General features: G+C 39.0%; 25 protein-coding genes. 21 read left to right on the top strand and 4 right to left on the bottom strand.

Translation table 11 applies throughout. The annotated features are described in order from the left end of the window. The 6 genes from AC1D0Y_RS22070 to AC1D0Y_RS22045 form a co-directional block, all read left to right on the top strand. Positions 1-886, top strand: an 886-nt coding sequence (locus AC1D0Y_RS22070) for an AHH domain-containing protein (RefSeq protein ID WP_477707922.1), incomplete at its 5' end; no start/stop codon positions are given. Further along, a complete protein-coding gene (locus tag AC1D0Y_RS22065; protein WP_060746955.1) occupies positions 883-1,371 on the top strand; it encodes a hypothetical protein in 489 nt (162 codons plus the stop codon). The genes AC1D0Y_RS22070 and AC1D0Y_RS22065, both read left to right, overlap by 4 nt. 183 nt (positions 1,372-1,554) lie before the next feature. Next, positions 1,555-1,917, top strand: coding sequence for a ribonuclease toxin immunity protein CdiI (cdiI, locus tag AC1D0Y_RS22060; RefSeq protein ID WP_081085312.1), 363 nt, complete (start codon positions 1,555-1,557; stop codon positions 1,915-1,917). Positions 1,918-2,056: 139 nt separating this feature from the next. Beyond that, positions 2,057-2,587, top strand: coding sequence for an ankyrin repeat domain-containing protein (locus AC1D0Y_RS22055; RefSeq protein ID WP_367046934.1), 531 nt, complete (start codon positions 2,057-2,059; stop codon positions 2,585-2,587). A 22-nt stretch (positions 2,588-2,609) separates the two neighbouring features. After that, complete coding sequence (locus AC1D0Y_RS22050) at positions 2,610-3,104, top strand: hypothetical protein (RefSeq protein ID WP_394548363.1); 495 nt, start codon at positions 2,610-2,612, stop codon at positions 3,102-3,104. A gap of 24 nt (positions 3,105-3,128) precedes the next feature. After that, complete coding sequence (locus tag AC1D0Y_RS22045; protein ID WP_153012215.1) at positions 3,129-3,644, top strand: hypothetical protein; 516 nt, start codon at positions 3,129-3,131, stop codon at positions 3,642-3,644. A 34-nt stretch (positions 3,645-3,678) separates the two neighbouring features. Here the strand turns inward: AC1D0Y_RS22045 and AC1D0Y_RS22040 are convergent, their stop codons facing one another. Further along, positions 3,679-4,554 carry a glycerophosphodiester phosphodiesterase gene (locus AC1D0Y_RS22040; protein ID WP_477707921.1) on the bottom strand — a complete coding sequence of 292 codons (876 nt, stop codon included), beginning with the start codon at positions 4,552-4,554 and terminating at the stop codon, positions 3,679-3,681. Positions 4,555-4,822: 268 nt separating this feature from the next. Between AC1D0Y_RS22040 and AC1D0Y_RS22035 the strand changes: the two genes are divergently transcribed. The 4 genes from AC1D0Y_RS22035 to AC1D0Y_RS22020 all read left to right on the top strand — a co-directional run bounded on the left by AC1D0Y_RS22035 (position 4,823) and on the right by AC1D0Y_RS22020 (position 7,659). Then, entirely contained in the window at positions 4,823-5,542 is a 720-nt protein-coding gene (locus AC1D0Y_RS22035; protein ID WP_060746950.1) for an endonuclease V, read from the top strand. 94 nt (positions 5,543-5,636) lie between these two features. Beyond that, entirely contained in the window at positions 5,637-6,230 is a 594-nt protein-coding gene (gene uptA, locus AC1D0Y_RS22030; protein WP_013057365.1) for an undecaprenyl phosphate transporter UptA, read from the top strand. 134 nt (positions 6,231-6,364) lie between these two features. Continuing rightward, a complete protein-coding gene (locus AC1D0Y_RS22025) occupies positions 6,365-6,649 on the top strand; it encodes a DUF3219 family protein (RefSeq protein WP_060746949.1) in 285 nt (94 codons plus the stop codon). A 14-nt stretch (positions 6,650-6,663) separates the two neighbouring features. Next, the gene (locus AC1D0Y_RS22020; protein ID WP_060746948.1) at positions 6,664-7,659 is read left to right on the top strand and encodes an LLM class flavin-dependent oxidoreductase; all 996 of its coding nucleotides are present in this window, start codon (positions 6,664-6,666) and stop codon (positions 7,657-7,659) included. Positions 7,660-7,676: 17 nt separating this feature from the next. On the opposite strand, the gene AC1D0Y_RS22015 is transcribed toward AC1D0Y_RS22020, so the two are convergent. After that, positions 7,677-8,594, bottom strand: a complete 918-nt coding sequence (locus tag AC1D0Y_RS22015) for an aminoglycoside phosphotransferase family protein (RefSeq protein WP_477707920.1) — start codon at positions 8,592-8,594, stop codon at positions 7,677-7,679. A gap of 92 nt (positions 8,595-8,686) precedes the next feature. Between AC1D0Y_RS22015 and AC1D0Y_RS22010 the strand changes: the two genes are divergently transcribed. Further along, entirely contained in the window at positions 8,687-8,884 is a 198-nt protein-coding gene (locus AC1D0Y_RS22010; RefSeq protein WP_028408267.1) for a hypothetical protein, read from the top strand. A 131-nt stretch (positions 8,885-9,015) separates the two neighbouring features. Beyond that, complete coding sequence (locus AC1D0Y_RS22005; protein WP_192993611.1) at positions 9,016-9,429, top strand: GNAT family N-acetyltransferase; 414 nt, start codon at positions 9,016-9,018, stop codon at positions 9,427-9,429. Between the two features lie 40 nt (positions 9,430-9,469). On the opposite strand, the gene AC1D0Y_RS22000 is transcribed toward AC1D0Y_RS22005, so the two are convergent. Both AC1D0Y_RS22000 and AC1D0Y_RS21995 read right to left on the bottom strand, forming a co-directional pair. Continuing rightward, complete coding sequence (locus tag AC1D0Y_RS22000; protein WP_286127424.1) at positions 9,470-11,056, bottom strand: MptA/MptB family glycosyltransferase; 1,587 nt, start codon at positions 11,054-11,056, stop codon at positions 9,470-9,472. A gap of 152 nt (positions 11,057-11,208) precedes the next feature. Further along, positions 11,209-11,745 (bottom strand): IseA DL-endopeptidase inhibitor family protein, encoded by a 537-nt coding sequence (locus tag AC1D0Y_RS21995; protein WP_014459798.1) that lies wholly within the window; start codon positions 11,743-11,745, stop codon positions 11,209-11,211. Between the two features lie 292 nt (positions 11,746-12,037). On the opposite strand from AC1D0Y_RS21995, the gene AC1D0Y_RS21990 reads away from it, so the two are divergent. The 9 genes from AC1D0Y_RS21990 (at position 12,038) to AC1D0Y_RS21950 (ending at position 21,858) form a co-directional block, all read left to right on the top strand. Beyond that, on the top strand, positions 12,038-12,160 hold the full coding sequence (locus AC1D0Y_RS21990; protein ID WP_013057357.1) for a hypothetical protein: 123 nt from the start codon (positions 12,038-12,040) through the stop codon (positions 12,158-12,160). Between the two features lie 299 nt (positions 12,161-12,459). Next, complete coding sequence (locus tag AC1D0Y_RS21985; protein ID WP_014459799.1) at positions 12,460-13,695, top strand: Zn-dependent hydrolase; 1,236 nt, start codon at positions 12,460-12,462, stop codon at positions 13,693-13,695. Positions 13,696-13,862: 167 nt separating this feature from the next. Further along, positions 13,863-14,501: a response regulator gene (locus AC1D0Y_RS21980; RefSeq protein ID WP_028408271.1), complete on the top strand. Its 639-nt coding sequence runs from the start codon at positions 13,863-13,865 to the stop codon at positions 14,499-14,501. Positions 14,502-14,505: 4 nt separating this feature from the next. Next, the gene (locus AC1D0Y_RS21975) at positions 14,506-15,627 is read left to right on the top strand and encodes a sensor histidine kinase (RefSeq protein WP_477707919.1); all 1,122 of its coding nucleotides are present in this window, start codon (positions 14,506-14,508) and stop codon (positions 15,625-15,627) included. Between the two features lie 101 nt (positions 15,628-15,728). Continuing rightward, on the top strand, positions 15,729-16,667 hold the full coding sequence (locus AC1D0Y_RS21970; RefSeq protein WP_060746943.1) for an ABC transporter ATP-binding protein: 939 nt from the start codon (positions 15,729-15,731) through the stop codon (positions 16,665-16,667). 19 nt (positions 16,668-16,686) lie between these two features. Then, positions 16,687-17,793 (top strand): ABC transporter permease, encoded by a 1,107-nt coding sequence (locus AC1D0Y_RS21965; RefSeq protein WP_060746942.1) that lies wholly within the window; start codon positions 16,687-16,689, stop codon positions 17,791-17,793. A gap of 1 nt (position 17,794) precedes the next feature. Further along, a complete protein-coding gene (locus tag AC1D0Y_RS21960) occupies positions 17,795-18,943 on the top strand; it encodes an ABC transporter permease (protein ID WP_477707918.1) in 1,149 nt (382 codons plus the stop codon). A 245-nt stretch (positions 18,944-19,188) separates the two neighbouring features. Further along, positions 19,189-20,379 carry an iron-containing alcohol dehydrogenase gene (locus AC1D0Y_RS21955; protein WP_081085311.1) on the top strand — a complete coding sequence of 397 codons (1,191 nt, stop codon included), beginning with the start codon at positions 19,189-19,191 and terminating at the stop codon, positions 20,377-20,379. A 45-nt stretch (positions 20,380-20,424) separates the two neighbouring features. Beyond that, entirely contained in the window at positions 20,425-21,858 is a 1,434-nt protein-coding gene (locus AC1D0Y_RS21950) for a GntP family permease (RefSeq protein WP_477707917.1), read from the top strand. Positions 21,859-22,012 lie beyond the last annotated feature (154 nt).

Genomic DNA, 22,012 nt, shown 5'->3' with positions numbered 1-22,012 from the left:
TACGAAGGTAGCGGGGAAAATGGGACAAAGCCTTGCGACCAAAGGAACCGAAAAGCTCAACAACATGCGCAACACGCTTCGCACAAGCGCCGTTGCCAACGTCACAAAGCAAGCCTACCAAAGCGTCAAAAATGCACCGGCCTCTTGGAATCAGTCGCTACATAAAACGTATAACAACATCCTAGACAGTAGTATGCCAAGACTGGGGCCAGAGCTAGCACCTGCAGGTCCAGCACTTGCCCAGCAGACGGTGAGGGAGACCTTGCAGAATGTAAAGAAACAGACGATGCAGATGATTGAAAAGCCTGTAAAAGCAGAGCGTGTGAGTGAACGTCAAATTCAAACGGGTACTAAGGGTATAGATAATGCTAATAGACTTATTCCAGGTACTCCTGGAAACCCTACCTCAGGAGACCCAACTAAATTAGGTAAAAACTTACTAGAGTCAATGGGGTTACCTCGCTCTAAAAGTTGGAAAGGTTATCAAGCACAACATATAATTCCTTCTCAATTAAATAAACATCCAGTTATTAAAAAAATTGGAATGGAAATGAATGACTCTACAAACGGTATATTTTTACCTATACCTTCTGACGATGTTAGTAGTCTATCTAGACATAGAGGCTTTCATAGCGTTTATAACAATGTTGTAAGAAAACAGCTTGATAAAATGGATGTTAATCAAGATATAGCAGTGTTAGAAAAACAAGTATATGAACTACAACAAAAGCTAAAAAAGGGAGTGGAAAATGGATTACCGTTATATAAGACTAAAATAAATAATATCGAGGAATTTTACAAAAGTGGTAAAAATAAAAAACTGCCTGTTTGGAACAGAGGCGGTGGAGCAACCGAAGAGTTATGGGAAAGGTGGTTATCTAAATGAAATTTGGTGAAAACACTCAATTAGTAGAAGAAGTAATGGATTTTATTCGTAATGATAAGATGTTTAATAAGAATAACTTTCATGTAAATAACTTAGAGATAATAAATGATTTCAATGAAGCCCAAAACCTTGCCTGGTCTCAGGACTCAAGTGAAGTCGATACTGTATGGGAATATGTTAAATCACAGGAAGCAGAAAGTATTGTTGAAAAGGTATATGATTTGGATTTAGTAACTCAGCAAGATGATTTATATGATTTTTTTAGTGACCATGACAATTACTCGAATGACTTTCTTCCTTTTGATTATATTGATATTAATGAGGAAGTTGAGGGAGACCTCACGATGTGTGCATTAAATCGATTAGTTAATGGGAAAACAGATAATTTTTATGGAAAAATCTTTGAAGTTTATAAGCAAGGAGGTTGGCCTTGTGGGTGGAAGGGGACATACCCTATTGGTGAAATTATTGTGTATGTGCCTTAAATTAAATGAATTTCAAACCTTGATGGCAAAGTGCCTTTCAAGGTTTCTTTTTTGTGGTAGGGCCACCTAGTGACTCATAGTTCATTTTTTATTCAGAGAATATAAGTAACTCCTTAAATCCCCATATTATGTTTTTACGAATTATATAGGACGTACAACACCTTTTAAACGTATGCCCTATTTATTCTTTATTTTGTTAAGCAAATAACCACAATATCATTAATAAGTTTTTATAGCGCTTTATCAGATGAAAAATTTTTAAAAGTCTTACACTATTTTTCAGAGGAAACTGGTTATGGAAATGAGTACCACATTTGTACATTTTCAGGTGACTTAGAGCCGTGGGAAGAGGGTTATGTTGAAAACGGAATTGAATTTCTAGACGGTACGGGTGACACTGACAAAAGTGTTATTGTCGATTATGAAACGTTTTTAACTTACTTGCACAAAATCTGCCGCGTATATATTGAAGATCATGCCCATGATAAAGAAAAAGTGATGGCTCTTTTACATAAAATCAAACAAAATTATAGTATCGAAGACTAGTAGGAGTACATAAAGAAGCCGCGAATCGAGTCTTGCTATAGACAATAAGCTCCCCACACTGCAGTGCATTACACCAAGCAGAGAGACGATATATTTTGGAGAGAATTCTACAAGGTAGAAAGTAGAGGGAAAACGAAAAATGGAAATAACTCAAATGACAAAAGCTATTAGAGGTGCTATAAAAGGTGGTCACTTAAATAAGGTGAGAGACTTACTTGAGAAAGAGCCAGAAATGTTAACATGGGTCACACCTTTTGGCACATGGCTACATGTAGCGACAGCTCATGGTCATGTAGAAATCGTCCAGTACCTTATTCGTGCTGGAATCGATGTGAATGCACAAGGAGGAACTTTTTCTACCAATGCCTTAGAAAGAGCGGCTGCAAAAGGACATATAGATATTGCTAAGTATCTTATTAACCATAATATTGAACTTGATATCAGTGAACCAGATAGAAAGCCGCTGTTTGCTGCCATATATAACGGTCATTTTGAGATGGTTAAACTGTTAGTTGAGAATCATATTAATATATCGATTACATACTCTGGTGAAAATATGAAAGAGATGGATGCTTACGCATTTGCGATTGAACGAGGACAAATAGAAATTGCTGAATATTTAAAACGACAGCTCAATGGAAAAGTACAAAAGAGAGTGCTTGAAGACTAATAAAAGCAAGGAGGTCCATCTCATGCTAGAACCCATATATGCTGAAAACGTAATTGTCGGAGTAGTACATAAAAAGCAGTTTCAATGGTATGTAACCGATCGAGAGCTATGGTATTTAGATTATGTAAAGTTTGCACAAGCTTTTGAAAGTGAAGGTGATTCAGCGGTTAATGAATACATCGAACCTGAACGAAAAGGAATCGAAGTTCTTAGCAGTGAAAATGCTGAGCTTTTTTTACAACGTATAGAGTCGTATCAAGCAGACACAGCTACTCTTTTAAAGCTGTTTGAAAATAAAATAGAAAGCGTAGATGAAGAAGATGTATTAGACTTTAGCCCTTCGTTTTTAGTGAACTTTGATCAAAAAACGTTCTACTCACTGTTTCCTGAGCCGGCTTCATTTGAAGAATACGTTCCAAGAGATTGGAAAGGAACGTATGAAGACTTTACAGGTTTGATTCCAAAAATAGAAAAGTATTGGGTAAATAAGGACGGAGAAAATTTATTTGAGCTGTGAAAGCAAACAGGGCATGGAGGGATAATGTTGTTTCGTGTTCAAACGTTAATTAAGCGTCCAGGTATCTTGATTACCGATTTATCATCTCTATATGAAAAGGAATCGCACTATTTTATCGATATATCAAACGAAGAAGAACTCATTTGTTACGGTAATCAGCTTGATTTTACTTGTCTTGAAGGAGCTATTAAGCTTGAATACTACGGTGAGCCGCTTCTTGATGTATCTGCATGGGATGTTATAGATAGGATGTGGCTTTATTTGTTGGATGCAATGGAGAGTTTAAAAGAGACCGGGTATGGAGAGATGAATTTTCCAGATCAACCGTTAGTATTAACCTTAAAATCGGCTTCTGAACAGTTTGTACTGTATACCTTGCATACATCTCCTCCCGTAAAAGCAGTGCTTCCGAAACAAGACTTTTTTATGATGGTGTTAGGAGGAGCGGAGCAGTTTTTTAAAACGATGGAGAGATGTTTTAAAGGGAACTTTCAGTATTTCAGTGAAATTAAACGTATTGAAGCGTTAAAAAGGCAGTAAGGAAGACGAGGTTACTAGTAAAAGATTACAGGAACTATGGCCACATTGTGACGGCAAGTGTAATTACTCGGCGTGCGCTTCCTTTTTCGAGCTGTTGTCCGATAGCACTTGATGTTTGCACCCAATTCACTTCATCAGGATAATTTGTAATCACTCCGTCACTTTTTGTTTTCCACAAAAATGAAGCGGGAAGCCGCTTGGTTCCAGACCACGGCGATATTTTCATTCCGGCAGAATGGACTTGGTGGATAAGAGCAGGCGTTAGGATGTCATAAGACGGGTTAAAGTAAGTGGCAAAAGCGGCGAATTGCTGGATTGAATTTGGGCTTGCGTCTCGCTGTGAAGAAGTTAGTATGCCTATAGGAACGTTTGGGAGAAGCTCATGCATTTTTTTCATGGATGAAACGTTAAAAGACTGAATGATAACGTGATTGACCTGTCGCTTGTTGATTTCAAAAGCTACTTTTTTTTCAATTCCGGGGTAAAGTTCTGGGGCTTTTAACTCTATTAATATACCGATTTTTCCTTGAAATTCATCTAATACTTGCGAAAGAGTTGGGACTTTTTCATTCGCAAAAGAATCCCCTTTCCAGCTTCCTGCGTCCAAGCGCTGAAGCTCCGCGTACGTTAACTCTCGAATGTGTCCGCTTCCGTTTGTCGTTCGGTCTACGGTACGGTCATGCATAATAACGAGTACACCGTCTTTGCTTTGCTGCACGTCAAGTTCAATGTAATCTGCATTCATTTCTAGCGCTTGGTGAAAAGCAGCCATTGTGTTTTCAGGTGCGTAAGCGGAGGCTCCTCGGTGCGCGATATTTGTAAGTTTTTCTTCCGTGCGTGCAAAAGCAGAAGAGGCGATTGAACAGCATAATAAGGCGACTGCGCTTAGACCAGCTAAATATTTTTTCATCACATTTCTCTCCTATGCGTTAGTATAGAAATAGCGTAACGAAAAAATGTGATGCTGATATAGAGGAAATGTGTAGAAAGCGTTGACATTTCGTAAAGAAAAATAGGGATTTTTTCATGATGATGTTTACAAAAAATGCGTAAACGAATAGGGATTTTAATCAAACGTTAAGGAAACAGCGCTATAATAAAAGGTGTGAAAAAAAGAATAGGAATTTCTTAGAAAATAGTTGTATAATAGGTGAGTCAGTCAATGAAAGGAATGGAACATGGATATTCAGTACATACATACGTTTACGATGCAAACAAAAGAGGAGTGCCGGACGCTTCAGCAAAAGCTAAAAGCACAAATTGATTTAACATCACGGGTCAAAACGACGCATATACATAACTGTGCTGGCGTTGATGTTGCGTATTGGGAAGAAAACGGCATATCTTACGGAGCTTGCAGCATTGTAGTGGTTGATTATCAGACGAAAAACGTTGTAGAAAAAGTGCACAGTGTAGGAGAAGTAACCGTTCCTTATCTTCCTGGATTCCTAGCTTTTCGAGAGCTTCCTTTAATTCTTGAAGCGGCTAAAAAACTTCAAATAGAGCCCGACGTGTTTTTATTTGATGGCAACGGATATTTGCACTACGAGCACATGGGAGTAGCCACACATGCTTCGTTTTTTCTCAATAAACCTACCGTTGGAATTGGGAAAAGCTATTTAAAGATCAAGGGACATGATTACGTTATGCCTGAAGATACAGAGGGCGCTTATGAAGATATTGTGATTGATGATGAAGTTTATGGTAGAGTAGTAAGGACAGCTAAAGGGGTAAAGCCCATTTTTCTGTCGTGCGGAAACTATATTGATTTGGACATGTCGTATCAGCTTATGATGCATTTTATTTCAAAAGAAAGTAAGCTTCCGATTCCGGTCCGCCTAGCAGATCTGCATACGCATGAGCTGCGGAAAAGGTACCGGCAGTCAACAGGGAAGTAAGCTGTTCATAGTGAGTTCATAGTTTCCTTTTATACTGATGGTTGGAATATAGTAGTAGTGTAAAATTATTAAAGAATGAGTAAGGTGATTAAAGGTGAGTTCATTTGTTGCGAGTATTTTGGATTTTTTAACGAGCCTTGGCTATTTAGGTATTGCGCTCGGCTTAATGATTGAAATCATTCCAAGTGAAATTGTACTAGCCTACGGAGGGTATATGATTTCTCAAGGCATGATTAGTTTTCCTGGAGCAGTCATTGCCGGAATTATTGGCGGGACGATTGCACAGTGGTTTTTATATTGGATTGGAGCCTACGGAGGACGTCCGTTTCTTCAAAAATACGGCAAGTACTTATTCATTCATGATAAGCATATTGATCTTGCGGAAAACTGGTTTAATAAATACGGCGCGGGCGTTGTTTTCTCCGCTCGTTTTGTCCCGGTTGTTCGACATGCAATTTCGATTCCTGCAGGTATTGCTAAAATGCCGTTTTGGAAGTTTACGTCTTTAACCGTGTTAGCGATGATTCCTTGGTCGATTTTATTTATTTACTTAGGCGGAAAGCTAGGGGAGAACTGGGCGAACATTGAAGACGTAGCAAGCAAATATACGCTTCCGTTTGTAGTTGCGGCATTTGTGATTATTGTTCTTTATTTCGTATTCAAACGCACGCGTACAAAGCGCGTATAAGATCGTTTTTGGACTACAAGCATGGCGAAAAGCCATGCTTTTTTTGCATGCGCAACCAGAAGCTCTTTTATTTGCTCATGACTTCTTCAAGTGCTATTATTTTTCATACGCACTAAAAAAGGAGACGATTTAACGTGGTACAAGAAATTGTATTAAATGATACGCCTATTCAAGTTTACAGCTATGAACAAGAAATTGTAAAAGGCAAAACAAAAGTTTCAGTTGATTTTAAGGTAACAAGTGAGGAATATCATGATATTACTACACTTTTATATAAAGGTACTTTTCATGTAAATGTCCCAGAAGAAGATCTGGATTTCCAAGGAACGATTCATCAGTACTCTACGTCTTTTACAAATTTATATGAAAAGGGCCAGGTAGGGGATTTTTCATTAAGTTTAATTGAAGTGAACGAATAAGGAGCAGATGCGTGATGAAAGTAAGTATACTTGACCAATCGCCCGTTTCATCCCATCAGACTCCAGCGGAAGCGTTAGAAGCATCCATGCAGCTGGCCAAAGCGGGTGACAAGCTTGGCTATGAGCGCTACTGGATTGCAGAGCACCATGATTTGTCTGGACTTGCCTGTTCGGCTCCTGAAGTGATGCTTGGCTATATCGGCGCACAAACTAATAGAATTCGAATTGGATCGGGAGCGGTGCTGCTGCCTCACTACAAGCCGTATAAAGTAGCGGAAACGTATAACATGCTCGCAACGCTGTTTCCAGGGCGCGTTGATTTAGGGATTGGGCGCGCGCCGGGTGGATCGGCTGAAGCAACAAATGCGCTGTCGGATAACTTCTTGCAGCAAGTATTTAAAATGCCTGAACTTGTTGAAGAGCTTCTGCAGTTTTTAGACGATAAATTTCCGGCTGAACATGAATACGCCAAGCTTTCAGCTTCGCCGCTTCCGCCTGTCTCTCCAGAACCGTGGCTGCTTGGCACAAGTAAAAAAAGTGCCGAGCTCGCTGCTAGAAACGGAATGGCCTATACGTTTGGACAGTTTATGAGTGAACAAGACGGTTCAGCTATTATTGATCAGTACAAACAGGCGTTTCAGCCGAGACGAAACGGAGATCAGCCCTATGCGATTGTCACTGTATCGGTCATTTGCGCTGAAACAGCCGAGCAAGCGCATCGCATCGCAACGAGCTCACTTCTATGGAAAATTCAGCAGGATAAAATGGAAGCAAAAGGCGTGCCTTCTATTGAAGAAGCGGCCAGCTATCCGCTTACAGAAGAAGAAGAGAAAAAAATGAAGAAAATGAAAGAAGCCATGATTATCGGAGACCCGGAAGAAGTACACGTCCGTCTTCAAGAAGTTCAAGCACGCTACGGAGCGGATGAACTCATGCTTGTCACCATTACGCACGATCCGGCTGACCGATTAAAATCGTATGAGCTTGTAGCAGAGAAATGTAAAAAATAAGAGCCTTGATTAGGCTCTTATTTTTTGTATCCGTAATAGCGTTCATATAAGTGCTGAAATGCTTCTATAGCACGTAAAAAAGAAGCGGCGTCTTGGCGGTCCTCTATTAACCAGCACGTGGCTAGTACAGAATGAGCGTATCCCCACAGTAAGATGCGTTTTTTACTTACGTTCAGTTCTTGTACAAATATATTGATTCGATGGTCAATTGTCTCTGCCACGTTTGTCTTAGGCAGATGATTTAAAAGAAAAGGGATGATTTCGTACTCTTTTTCTCCAATTAACCCTTTTGGATCAATTATTTTCCACGCCTCACCAGACTGTAAGATGTTATCATGATGCAAGTCGCCGTGAAGCAAAAAAAGCTGCTGAGAAGTGCGGTTTAATTCAGAGAAAACGGCTAGTGCGTGTTGAAGAGTTTCAGAAGAAAGAAAATCAATACCGTTTGGATACATTTGTGTATACTCTCGAAGCTGCTTCTCTCTTTTAACGGCTGTTTCTTCGATAGTGGAGTCTGATTGAGGCATGCGCCATAGAGATTTCATAAGCCTAGCAGCGGTTAACGCAGCTTCGTCTTTAGTTGATAAAGAGGAAAGCGGGCATCCGGGAGACAGCTTTTCAAGCAGTAAAATGCCTTTTTCAGCATCGCTGTCCACGACCTTTACCGTGCTCTCACCAGCTAGTGCTGTCAGTGCTTCTTGCTCATGAAGCAGCTCTGAAGGCTCTACAAAGAGTTTGACAACTAGTTCGCTACCATCTGCTTTGCGCGCAGGGGCAACAAAGTGATAAGAAAGAGGGAAGTGACTGTGAATGTTGATAAGCCAGCGCTCTTCACAGTAGTGAATAAGCTGAGGAAAGTCAGTTAGCCACTTTTGACCTTTATAAGAGTGAAGGTGAGTAATCGTATCACAAAACGTTTGAGGCAGCGTATACATGCATTTGTCTCCTTTGTTGTTTCCAATTTTTTCTGATAAACTCATCATATACAGCCTACATGGAATCTGTAAAGAAAGAGGAGATCCTACATATGAAGAAAAAGAAGGTAAAATCCCCTTGGGCTCTTGCGGGGTTCCCGGTTTATATCATTGGTTTTTCACTTTTACTTGCTGGAAGCGCACCGGAGTGGCTAGAAACGGTGAGTAAAATCATGATTGTTCTTGGAGTCATTTTGCTTATTATTGCAGGAATTGATCTTAAAAAACGAAAAAAATCAGTACAAGCCTAAAAAACTGCCGTTTGGCAGTTTTTTTATTTGGAGAAAGGGTAACAAGATAACTAGATAAAAATGTTGAATTATTATTCTATTTGATGTATAAATATAATATAGAAAGCAACGGTATTGAAAGGAGAATGAACGTGTCCTACGTAATAAAAAAAGAGGTTCCGCTATTTGAGCAGTTTGCTGCTTTGCATGAAGCGAGCGGGTTACATAAAAGTAAAAAAGGAAATTATACAAAAGAACAGCTGTTTGAAGCCGCAGCCAACAGCTGGTTTAGAGTCGGTATTTACGACAATGAACAATTAATTGCATTCGGCCGTATGATTTCAGACGGAATTTACCAAGCGCTTATTTGCGACGTGATGGTGGATCCCACATACCAAAACAAAGGGCTTGGAAAGCAAATTATTCAAGAGCTGTTGACGAAATGCCAAGAAAGCGGAATTGAATCGATTCAGCTGTTTGCTGCAAAAGGAAAGCATCATTTTTATAAAAAATTAGGGTTTCAAGAAAGAGAAGAAGACGCGCCAGGCATGTCGCTTGTTATGTAAAAAAGCTCAGTGATCAATCATACTCACTGAGCTTTTTGTATTATGCCGTTTTTAAAACCGTATTTTTTTGGACTAAATTCCAAGCAACTTTTACTAAATAAACAACAAGCAAAACGTTCAGCATAGACGTAGCAAACATAGAAAACGGATAGGACGTGCTGTTTTGCATATTGCTGTCACCGTATAAAACAAAAAAAGTGTTCATAAAAATACTGATGCTAAATCCAAGGGATAAGTAAAGCAAGTTTTTGTCTTTTAAATAAATATAAGCCACTAAAGCAAGCGCTGCTGCTGGAAATAAGTAGCGTTCATGCATGCTTGAAGAAAACGTAAATACCCCTGAAATTTGAATAAGCGCTGCAAGAGCGGCGTATTTAAAGCTCCGTCCTTTTATATAAATAAGCCAGGAAAAAATAGTCGTCGCGACGATAAAAATAAGTCCCCACGTATGATAGCTGAAAAACAGCAGCGTTGCAGAGCTGTCTTTATAGTTTGCGCCTAGTAAACTATAAAAGTTATAGGCGTTAACAGAGGCATACGGGTACTCTCCAATGGTGGATGAAAATAAATCAATAATCCACGTAGGACTTTTTCCAGCTGAAAAAGGCAATAAAATCACCCCAGCAGTGAGAGCCGCCGTTAAAGCAATTCCGAAGAAATGTTTCAGTTGCTTCAGGCGAATGAGTTCAAAAAACAAAATAGGCAGGATAATAATCGCCTGCGGCTTCATTAAGACCGCTGCTGTAAAAATAACGGCTGACGCGTAAATTCTTTTTTCCGTAATCATCACAATCGCTAGGACAATAAGCAAAGTGAAAAATGAATCGACTTGCCCCCAAAATGTTGAATTAACTAAAATGGCCGGATTAAATAAATACCCAATTGCTAACAGGTATGCAAAAGAAGGTGCCAAGTATTTACGAGCTAAACGATAGAGTAAATAAGATGTGACGACATCTGCTAAAATAGGCGGAATTTTAATCAACAGCGAAAAATACTGCTGAAAATCCGGTAAACTGCCAACTTTCCCAACGATAAACAAGATATAAATATAAAACGGCGGATAATCGCTTCCGCTTTTAGCATAGAAATTTGAAAAATGATTAGCCGCAACCGATGCCCAGTTTTTGAAAAGAGATGCATCCATGTGAGAGCCTACCCACGGAATCAGCGCAATCCGGATAAATAGTCCAGTGCCAAGTAATGACCATAAAATAACGCGAGAATGCCCTATCGAATGATGCCATTTCTTTTTCTTTACTAATCCGTAAACGAAAGCTGCTGCTATAAAAAAGCCCACCGTATAAAGAGCGAGAGGCATTTCATAGTCTTTATTAGCTCCTTGACTTCCGGCACCGTTATCCATAGATAAATTATGAAAAGGCGTTACGTGTTCTCCGGAATTGCTAGACGAAGCGGGACCGTTTCCTGAAGGAAGACGATGATCCCTCGAATTATTATCAGGAGCAGATATACCATTCGTAATCTTTTTTAACTGATGACTTTCTTGAATCGAAAATAAATGTTCTTCTCCTTTATAGTGTGATAGTGAAACGATACTGAAAACAAATGCTAAAAGAAAAGCAGCCGTTACGATAAAAGCCGTTCTTTTTTGAAGTATGTTCATATAAAATCCTCCGATGACAATGTATCGAATAAGTAGTAGTGTGTATCCATACTATAAGGGGAGTTGGTGAAAATAAAGTGAAACTTCGTTAATAAAGAGCTGATGAGCAAATAAAAAAGCAAGGTCTTGGTAGACCTTGCTTTTGGTACTGCTTATAGTACAGCATCAAACTTATTTACTTTCCACTGTGAACCAGATTTATAAAATGTAACGGTGCGTTTTACACTTCCTCCGTCAACTGTTGGAACCGTAAATTGATAAGAGCGAACATCGGCGCGCTGATAAGTTAGTTTTGCTTTTGCTTTGTTCCACTCTAGCATGCTGAATCCGTCACCGACAGGACGAGCAAGCTTTCCGTTATATGTGATGTAGCGATAATTTGTTAATCCTTTTTGAATAGCACTGTTTGTAAACGTTTCAGATAAGTAGCTTACTAGTTTGCTTTTTGTATTAAAATCTTGACAAAGATATGAGTACTGAGTGCCTTTATAATTAAATGTTTTTTGAGTACATAAATTGCCTTTAGATCCATGAAGTGCATTCCAGAAATGGTTGCTTGCGTTTGCTGCAATTTTTACCGCATTAGTCGTTGATAGATTTTGTGATGCTGCTTGAGCTGTAACTCCTGTGCTTAGTGAAAAGAAAAGAGCAAGTGATGCTAAGATTATTCCAAATTTTTTCATTTCCATTTCCCTCCTACTCATTCATTGAAATATATGTAACATTCATGTTGTTAATATTACAATTGTTACATTTATATTACAATACTTCTTTAAAGAAATAAAGAGTATTTCTTATATATGTTTGAATTATTCCCGTATTTTCTTAAATAAAACGTAGAATTAAAAGAAAACATATAAACAGTATGTCAATTATGTGTCACATATTTCGTCGCTTTACAAGTTCGTATATAATAGGAATAAACCGACCAGTATGCTGATGTAGGTAAATAGGTCAGGCACAAAAGGAGAACGTAGACTAATGGGTGTTTCAGAAGTAACATCAGGAATTATTATTACCACTGCTGTAATTGCTATTGTGATTATTACAGTCGGTGTTTTAGCTACAATGATTGCGATTGCGAAGAAAGCAAATAAAAAGTAAGTATGTAGAGGAGAGTTAGTATAATAACTAATTCTCTTTTTTTTTAAAAAAACCTATCGCTATTTTTATAATAAAAATGCATAAATAACGCGTGCATTATTCATAGAAAAAAGCAGGAAATTTACGTTTTGAACCTAATAGATACATAAGGCAAACTGCGCACTTTCATTATAAAAATAATGGAAGGGGTTCTAACAGACTTCAAGTGATATCGCCTATTTTATGTCATAATGAATGATATTCATTAACACCGCATCTTAGACGCACTTTATAACCAAATAATGAGGAGAGTGGTTGAGTTGCAACGACAAAAAGTAGCAGTGAATGGAGAAAGGTTAAAAAATACGCTTGAACGATTTGCCGATTATGGACGAACACCTAATAACGGTGTAACCCGCCTAGCACTGTCAGAAGAAGATCGCCTAGCACGAGATTATTTTTGCTCATGCTGCCGGGATCTTGGAATGGATATTAAAATCGACGATCTTGGATGTATTTATGCCACGCTTGAAGGACTAGAAGATAAGCCGCCTGTTGTGATTGGCTCACACATGGACAGCGTAAAAAAAGGCGGAAGGTTTGATGGAATCCTCGGTGTAGTTGCAGGGTTAGAGTTAGTAAGGACGCTGGTTGAACATAATATTAAGCCGAAGGTGCCGATTACCATTGTTAACTTTACGAATGAAGAAGGAGCGCGTTTTGAGCCTTCTATGATGGCTTCAGGTATTTTATCGGGCAAGTTTCAAAAAGACGTTATGATGAAGAAGACAGATGTTGACGGCGTGACGTTTAAGCAAGCCCTTCAATCATGCGGATATGAAGGCGATACGAGTAGCCGTCTTACTGAAGCATCGGCATTTGTAGAATTACATATTGAGCAAGGGCCTATTTTAGAAAGAGAAGCCAAATCAATCGGTGTAGTCGAGTGCGTGCTAGGAATGGTATGCTATGAAATTGAAGTTACCGGGGAGTCAGATCACGCCGGAACGACGCCGATGGACATGCGGAAAGACGCACTTTTTGCAACTAATAACCTGATTGCTGAAGCTCGTCATGAGCTCGGCAGATTAGATTCAAATTTAGTCTATACAATGGGTCGTATGAACGTACTGCCTAATATTCATACCGTTATTCCAAATAAAGTTATTTTTTCGCTTGAAGCGAGACATACGGATGAAGATGTCATTGCATCTGTGGAAAAAATTATTCAATCACTGCCTGATCAAGCGGAGCTGTTAGAAGGCTGCGAAGTGCGGGTGACCAAGCTTTGGGGTCGCGATACCGTGTGGTTTGATAAAACGGTTTGCGATGAAGTGGAAGAGTCGGTTCGTTCGCTTGGGTATTCCTACAAGCGAATGGTAAGCGGAGCTGGACATGACGCACAGTTTTTAGCTAGCTATATTCCGACGGCTATGATTTTTATTCCGAGCGTAAACGGAAAAAGTCATTGTGAGGAAGAGTTCACTCCTTGGGAAGAATGTGAAAAAGGTGTAAACGTACTTTTAGAGACGGTGATGAAGTTAGCTCAGAAGTAATGAGATAAAAGAGTAAACCTGCGGAGGTTTGCTCTTTTTTAGTGCTTAGAAAGACTGCGAACTATCGCATTGAACTTTTGGTTTATTATGGCTACAATAAATGAGAAGCATCGGGATGGATGTGAAAAAAGGATGTGAAAAAAAGTGAGGTCTTCTCACTTACAGAAATGAAAATTACTATTATTATTGCAGATGATAATTCGTTTATTCGAGAAGGAATGAAAATTATATTAAATACATACGAGGAATTCGACGTTGTCGCTACTTTAAAAGATGGTCAGGAAGCTGTTCAATATTGCAAGAATCATTCCGTTGATATTGCATTGTTAGATGTAAGAATGCCTGTTATGGACGGTGTAGAGGCTACAAAGCTTATTTCAGAGTCAACGAAAGCAAAGCCGCTTATTTTAACTACGTTTGATGACGATGAATATATTATTGATGCCGTAAAAAACGGAGCTAAAGGCTACTTGTTAAAAAATACAGAACCAGAGCGCATTCGAGACGCAATCAAAAGCGTGTTCAACGGGCATACGGTTCTTCAAGATGTTGTGCTTGATAAAATCAAATCAAGTTTAAACGCTGCAACTGAGCGCGAGTCAAAAGCGGATATGACACAGTTTACAGAGCGTGAAACGAGCATTATGACGCTGATTGCCAAAGGGCTTTCGAACAAAGAAATTTCTAAAACACTTTTTATTTCAGAAGGTACCGTAGCAAACTATATTAGTTCGATTTTAAGTAAAACGGGACTTGAGCACCGTACTCAAATTGCTATTTACTATTTAACCGGTAAAGGGAAGTAGGGCTATGGAAGTCGGATTAATGATGACTAAGCTCATCCTTATACTGTTTTTGGCTATTACGTACATTCAGTTTAATTATGTACACTCGATTTCAGCTATTGTGTTAGCACTGCTTCTTTACAGCTGTGTTAACATTGCAGCGTCCATTGTGAAAAAGAGCGTGTTCAAGCGCATGTTTATTGTTAGTTCAATTGTCCTTATTCTATATTGTGCGTATAAACTTCATCCTTTGTTTTTTCTTCTTTTGCCGCTAAACCTTTGTGAGCTTATTGGAGAATCAGTCGTAAAAAAATGGATGGTGCTGCTGCTTGTTTTGCTTCCAATACTGCTTGTTCCCTCTGATATTAGCGCGCTGTATGTGTTAGTCGCTGCGTTTACTTTCTTTATTTATACAGGAGCAGCTATCTATCAAAAGAGGACAATCAATTATGAACAAAAGCTTGATGAAATGAGAGTAAGTATGCAAAAGCTGCAAAAGCATGTGAATGAAAATAAAGAGTATGTGAGACAGTCTCAATATGCTTCAAAATTAGAAGAGCGAAATCGATTATCGCAGGAAATTCACGATAAGATTGGTCATTCAATGACTGGAGCACTTATTCAAATGGAGGCAGCAAAGCACGTAATGAAGCAAGACGAGGAAAAAGCGCTGTCTCTTCTTCAAAATGCGATTACGATTTCGAAAGAAGGTATTGAAGAAATTAGGTTAACGTTAAAAAGTATAAAGCCTCCAGCTGAGCAAATAGGAATCAGCCGTCTTAAATTATTTATTGGTGAATTTGAGGCTAAGCATAGTATCGCAATGCCTCTTGTATACAAAGGGAATTTAGATCTTATCACGCCTCTTCAGTGGAAAATTATCCATGAAAATATAACAGAAGCTATTACGAATGCTTTGAAATATGCAGAAGCAACGATGATTGCCATTGAGCTTCACGTACTAAATAAAATGGTTAAAGTAGAAGTCAAAGACAATGGAAAAGGCGCTCACTTGTTTCAAAAAGGACTTGGCATAGCAGGGATGGAAGAGCGAGCCGCTTCCATTAACGGAACGGTGATTGTTGACGGAGCAAACGGATTTTCTGTTACCACACTGCTGCCGATAGGTGAGAAACTTCATACATAAATAGTGAGATTTCTCATGGGGAAAAGGTGAACTTATGCACTGACGTAAGTTTGCCTTTTTTTCATAAAATAAGGATATACCAACACACTAGAGGTGAAATGATGAACGTATTATCCATTCAAAAATTAACAAAGAAATTTGGAGATTTTATTGCGGTAGATAATTTGTCTTTGCAAGTAGAAGAAGGAGATATATTTGGCTTTTTAGGAACAAATGGAGCAGGAAAAAGCACAACGATTCATATGGTGGCTAGTCTGCTTCAAAGCAACAGCGGCGATATTGAAGTGCTTGGGAAAAATATAAAGAAACACCGAAATTTCGCAAAGATGAACATTGGAATTGTTCCACAGGACTTAGCGATTTATGAAGATTTGACAGCCTATGAAAATGTGAAGTTTTTTGCAGGTCTCTACGGATTAAGAGGATCACTTCTTAACGAACGAGTCGAAGAAGCTTTAGCGTTTGTAGGGCTCTTGGATAAACAAAAGACGTACCCGAAAAGCTTTTCAGGAGGAATGAAAAGAAGGTTAAATATCGCATGCGCAATTGCTCATCGACCGAAGCTGATCATTATGGATGAACCGACGGTTGGCATTGATCCTCAGTCGCGAAATTATATTTTAACATCTGTAAAAAAGCTAAATGAAATGGGAAGCACAATCATTTATACGAGTCACTATATGGAAGAAGTAGAAGAGGTATGTACAAAGATTGCAATTATTGATCACGGCAAAATTATTGCAGAAGGAACAAAAGAGCAGCTGAAATCGATTATCACCGATACAAAAGATATTTGGATTGAAGTAAAAGAAGCAGACGATATAGATTGCAGCGGTCTAAAAGACATTCCAGGAGTAACAGCCGTTACGTACGAAGATGGAGTCATTAAAATTAATTCAAATGCCGAAGTAAATAACTTGAACAAAGTCATTCATTATTTAATGACGCATCATATCGAAATTAAAGCAGTCAAGGAGCAAGCGCCAAATTTAGAGACGGTCTTTCTGACGCTCACAGGACGCAGTCTAAGAGATTTATAAAAGAAAGGAGGAATAACGAATGAATATTATTGCAATTGCTTTGAAAGAAATGAAAAGTGATCTGCGAGATAAGCGTGCATTTATTTTTATGATTCTTTTTCCGCTAGCTCTTGTCCTTATTTTAGGAACAGCTTTGTCCCAAGCCTTTAATAATGACATGACGATAGACGACAGTTACGTTCTCTACAAAATGGACACAAGTAATGAAGCATCTGCTGCTTTTGAGCAGTTTGCTGCACATGCAGAAAAATCGGGCATTCACTTTAAAGAGCTGAAAAAGGATCAGGATGGAAAAAAAGAAGTAAAAGAGCAGCGCTATACAGCTTATGTAGAAGTGAAAGACGGAGGCATTCATCTCTACGGAAATGAAGAAAACAGCATTGAATTTAACATGGTGCAAGGTATGTTAAGCACGTTTGTTGATAAGTATAACGTGGCTATGGAAGTGGCCAAAGTAAATCCTCAGCAAGTGGATAATCTGCTCCGTGCGTCTAAGCATGACTATATTCAAGAAACATCTCTTCATTCTCAAAAACAGCCAAATTCAATAGACTACTACGCCATTTCAATGACAACTATGATTGTTTTGTACGGATCTATCTCAGCGAGTTATTTAATTAGAGGAGAGCGTATGCGAAATACAGCTAGTCGATTAGTAGCCGCACCGATTAAAACCGCTGAAATTTTTATAGGGAAAATTTTGGGCACTGTTTTGGTTCACGCCATTTGTGTATTAGTGGTCATTATGTCGACTAAATATTTTTTTGATGCCAACTGGGGAGATCATTTACTTTTAGTACTCGTAATGTTAGTATCTCAGATTCTTTTTGCCATTAGCTTTGGATTAGGAGTTAGCTACCTTACGAAGACGGAAGCGGCGTCAAGAGCAATTATTATGGTTGTTATTCAAGTGTCGTGTATTGTGGGAGGAACCTATTTTCAAAATGGATCTGGAGAGGGAGTCGTCAATGTATCACCTTTAACTTGGATGAATAATGGACTTATTAAATTGATTTATACAAATGATATCGGCGCTTCTCTTTCAGTTATTGGGTTGAACGTAGGCTTCTCTATTTTATTCCTGGGCATAGCAATTGTGCTTTTGAGAAAAAGAGAGGGGTTATAACATGAAAAATATCATGTGGCTTGTCACAAATATGCTAAGAAATATGCTGCTTAGAAACAAACGGACGCTTGTGCTTGTTATTGGTTTGCCTATTGCAGGGGTTTTAATGTCCGTTCTTATTTATGGAAATGCAGGAGGGACTTCGGTGAATATCGGAGTTGTCAATCACGATTCAACGGATATTACAAAAGATACCGTTCAGTTTTTAAAAGGGCTGCATAAAACAAATGTTAAAATGCTTACGGACAAAGAAGTGGATCATGAGATTACGTCAAAGAAAGTTGATGCGGTTATTACCTTTGAAAAAGGGTTTTCTGACAGCGTCAAAGCGAACAAACCAGATCATATTACAATCACTTCAATAAAAGGAGCAGAAGTAACGAGCTTTATTAAGTCTTATCTGTATCAATATATTGATAGTATTTCTGCGCTGAATCAAGCTGCTGAAGGCGACGATGCTGCGTTTAAACAAATGTATGAGAATTATCAAAAAGCGCCATTCCACGTCTCTACGCACGCCCTTGAAGACAAAGGAACCGATCAAAATATTGTCAAGCAGACAATTGGGTATTTAATTATGTTTATGCTTTTTTCTGCGGTGAATTTATCGGCTCTTATCACAAAAGAAAAAGAGCAGCGAACGTATTTTAGACTGTTAGCTTCGCCAGTTAGCGCAAGGCAATACGTGATATCCAATGTTATTACAAATATGATTTTATTAACTCTGCAAGTAATGATTACACTTGTTTGTATTACGACTCTTTTTCACGTAGATATGAACATTCCCGTGTGGCAGCTGTTTTTCATTTTAGTTTTGTTTGGTCTAGTAGCCATCGGCTTGTCTCTTGTAATTATCGCTTTTACAGAAAGTTCAAAAGCAGCGAATGGTCTTCAGACGCTTATCATCACGCCAACTTGTTTACTGTCCGGCTGCTTTTTTCCGCCTGAATTTATGCCGGATGTGATGCAGAAAATAGCCGACTTTCTTCCTCAAACGTGGGTATTAAGTACGTTAAAAAGTGTTCAACAAGGAGCTGATTTAAGCAGCCTATGGTTAAATATCAGCATTTTACTAGCTTTTGCACTTGTTTTTTTCCTGCTGTCTATTTATAAATTAAATCGAAATAATACTGTTCAAAAGTTTATTTAAATGGTAAAGTCAGAGAATACCTCTGGCTTTTTTTGTAATTTTTAAAAAGTTACAAAAAAAGATTGAAAAATATAAGATGAAATTTTAGAATGAAAGAGGAAAGGGGTATACAAAAAGAGAATAAATAGGGGAGAAAAACGAAGTTCATGTTGGTTTTTTGCACAAATAAATGAAATCGCTTACATAAGTCAGCATGAAAAGACGGAAGGAGAGATTGTCAGCGAGATAACAAAGGGGGAAAAACAGTGGGAATTTATGAACTACTTGTACCACGCACGGTTTTATATGGAGAAGGATCATTTTCTAAAATTGGAGAACAGGCTGCACTGCTTGGGACAAAGGCATTGCTTATAAGTGATGACGTTATGGTGAAAGCAGGCAATGTAGAAACTTGCCGTCGTTACTTAGCAGAGGCTGGCATGGACTGTGCCGTGTATACAGGCGTAAATTCAGAGCCGACAGATATTCATCTAGATGAAGCGCTTGTTATATGTAAAACGGAGCAGTGCGATGTGGTTATTGCCTTAGGGGGAGGCAGCTGTATCGATACTGGAAAAGCGGTTGCCATTATGATGACAAATGAAGGGCAGCTACGAACATATTTTCAAAATCAACAAGATTTTCAAGATAGTCCTCTTCCTTTGGTTGCCGTGCCTACGACTGCTGGAACAGGCTCAGAAGTGACGAAAGCGACTGTTATTACAGACACGGCGTACGATGTGAAAATGATGCTTGCAAGACCTCAATTATTGCCTGATACAGCCATTGTTGATCCGTTATTAACTCTATCATGTCCAAAACACGTAACGGCAGCTACAGGAATTGATGCACTCAGTCATGCAGTGGAAGCGTATTTGTCTAAAAAAGCACATCCTTTTACAGATTCACTTGCGCTTCAAGCAATTGAGTTAATCATGAAAAATATCCGTCTTGTGTACAGAAATGGAGAAAATGTTCAAGCAAGAAACGAAATGGCCTATGCATCTATGCTGGCAGGAATGGCGTTTTCAAATTCATCTGTTGCTCTAGTGCACGGTATGTCAAGACCTATTGGCGCGTTATTTCATGTGCCGCACGGTATTTCTAATGCGATGCTCCTGCCTGCGGTTTTGGACTATACAAAAGAGGCTTCAATCGATCGTTTAGGTGAAATAGGACAAGCTCTTTTTCCGAACGTATCATATACAAAAAAAGAAGGAGCAGATGTGTTAATTGAAGCCATCAAGCAGCTTTGTATCGACTTAGAGATTCCTAATCTTCAAACGTGGGGCATTGATCGCCAGCTATTTTACGCGGCGGTTGAGAAAATGGCAGCAGATGCGATTCAAAGCGGAAGTCCTGCTAACCATCCGGTTGTACCGACGGCAGAAGAAATTATCCAGCTGTATTACACGTGCTATGAATATGAGTTTGAGTCTGCACTTTATAAAAAATAAGATAAATTCAAAACAAATTGAATGAGGGACGAAAGGGGAAACGTTATGGATTTGCTGATTATTTTGCTGTCTCTGGGGCTTTTGATGCTGGTTGCTTACCGCGGATTTTCAGTTATTTTGTTTGCTCCACTTTGTGCGCTGCTAGCCGTTATTTTAACGGAACCAAGCTATGCACTCCCGTTTTTCTCAAACGTTTTTATGGAGAAAATGGTTGGGTTTATTAAAAACTACTTCCCTGTCTTTCTATTAGGAGCAGTCTTCGGAAAGATGGTAGAAATGTCTGGAGTCGCTGAATCGATTGCGAAAACAATTGTTAAAGTAGTAGGGGCTAAACGCGCCATCTTGGCTATTGTTTTAATGGGAGCAATCTTAACCTACAGCGGCGTAAGTTTATTCGTTGTTGCGTTTGCAGTTTATCCGTTTGCGGCTAACTTATTCCGCCAAGCGAATATTCCAAAACGATTAGTACCGGGAACGATTGCATTAGGAGCTATTTCGTTTACCATGGATGCACTTCCGGGTACGCCGCAAATTCAAAACGTTATTCCAACGACTTTTTTTAAAACAGACATCTATGCTGCTCCGACACTGGGGATTATCGGATCGGTGATTGTCTTTAGCTTAGGTCTTTGGTATTTAGAAAGCCGAAGCAAAAAAGCAAGAAAAGCTGGAGAAGGCTACTACGGGTTTAATAATGAACTAGCGGCTGCTGCAGAGCTAGAAAAAGAGTCTGTGCCTTCTACAGAACCTAAATATGACCCTAGCGTAGCAAGACAGATTCTTGCATTTGTTCCGCTCGTGCTTGTAGGGGTTGCAAACAAATTTTTTACTGTTTCTATTCCAAAGTGGTACCCAGACGGTTTTGATTTTGCCAAAATTGGTCTTGAAGCGTTCGGAAAAGTAGATTTAACCGCAGTTGTTGGTATTTGGTCAGTAGAATTGGCACTTGTTATTGGAATTATTACAACGATTGCGTATGACTGGAAGAGAGTGACTACTGGTTTCCAAGCGGGTCTTAACGCAAGTATTGGCGGAGCGCTTCTCGCTGCGATGAACACGGGAGCTGAGTATGGCTTTGGAGGCGTTATATCATCTCTTCCTGGCTTTGCAACCGTTCGTGATGGTATTTCACATACCTTTACAAATCCGCTTGTCAATGGAGCTGTTACGACAAACATTTTAGCCGGTATTACGGGCTCTGCTTCTGGAGGTATGGGAATTGCGCTTAGTGCGATGGGAGATAAGTATGTAGAAGCTATTAATCAGTACAACATTCCTCCTGAAGTTATGCACAGAGTTGTAGCGATGGCATCAGGCGGTATGGATACGCTTCCTCATAACGGAGCCGTTATTACCCTGCTTGCTATTACCGGGTTAACCCACAAGCAGTCTTACCGAGATATCTTTGCCATCACTGTTATAAAAACGCTTGCATGTTTCTTGATTATTGGAATCTACAGCTTAACTGGACTGGTATAACAAATAAAGAGGCTGAGTTTAGTTAAAGAAAAATCCGAACGATGAATCGTTCGGATTTTTTTATTGTTGCAGTGATTTAGTTATATATCAAGCTTTTGGCTCTAAAACAGATTCTTTGACTTTCTAAACTGTAAGTATTATGATTACACTACTT

This window comes from Priestia sp. P1_B12_1 (genome assembly GCF_056406695.1).
This window is presented reverse-complemented; position numbering and strand designations above follow the sequence as displayed.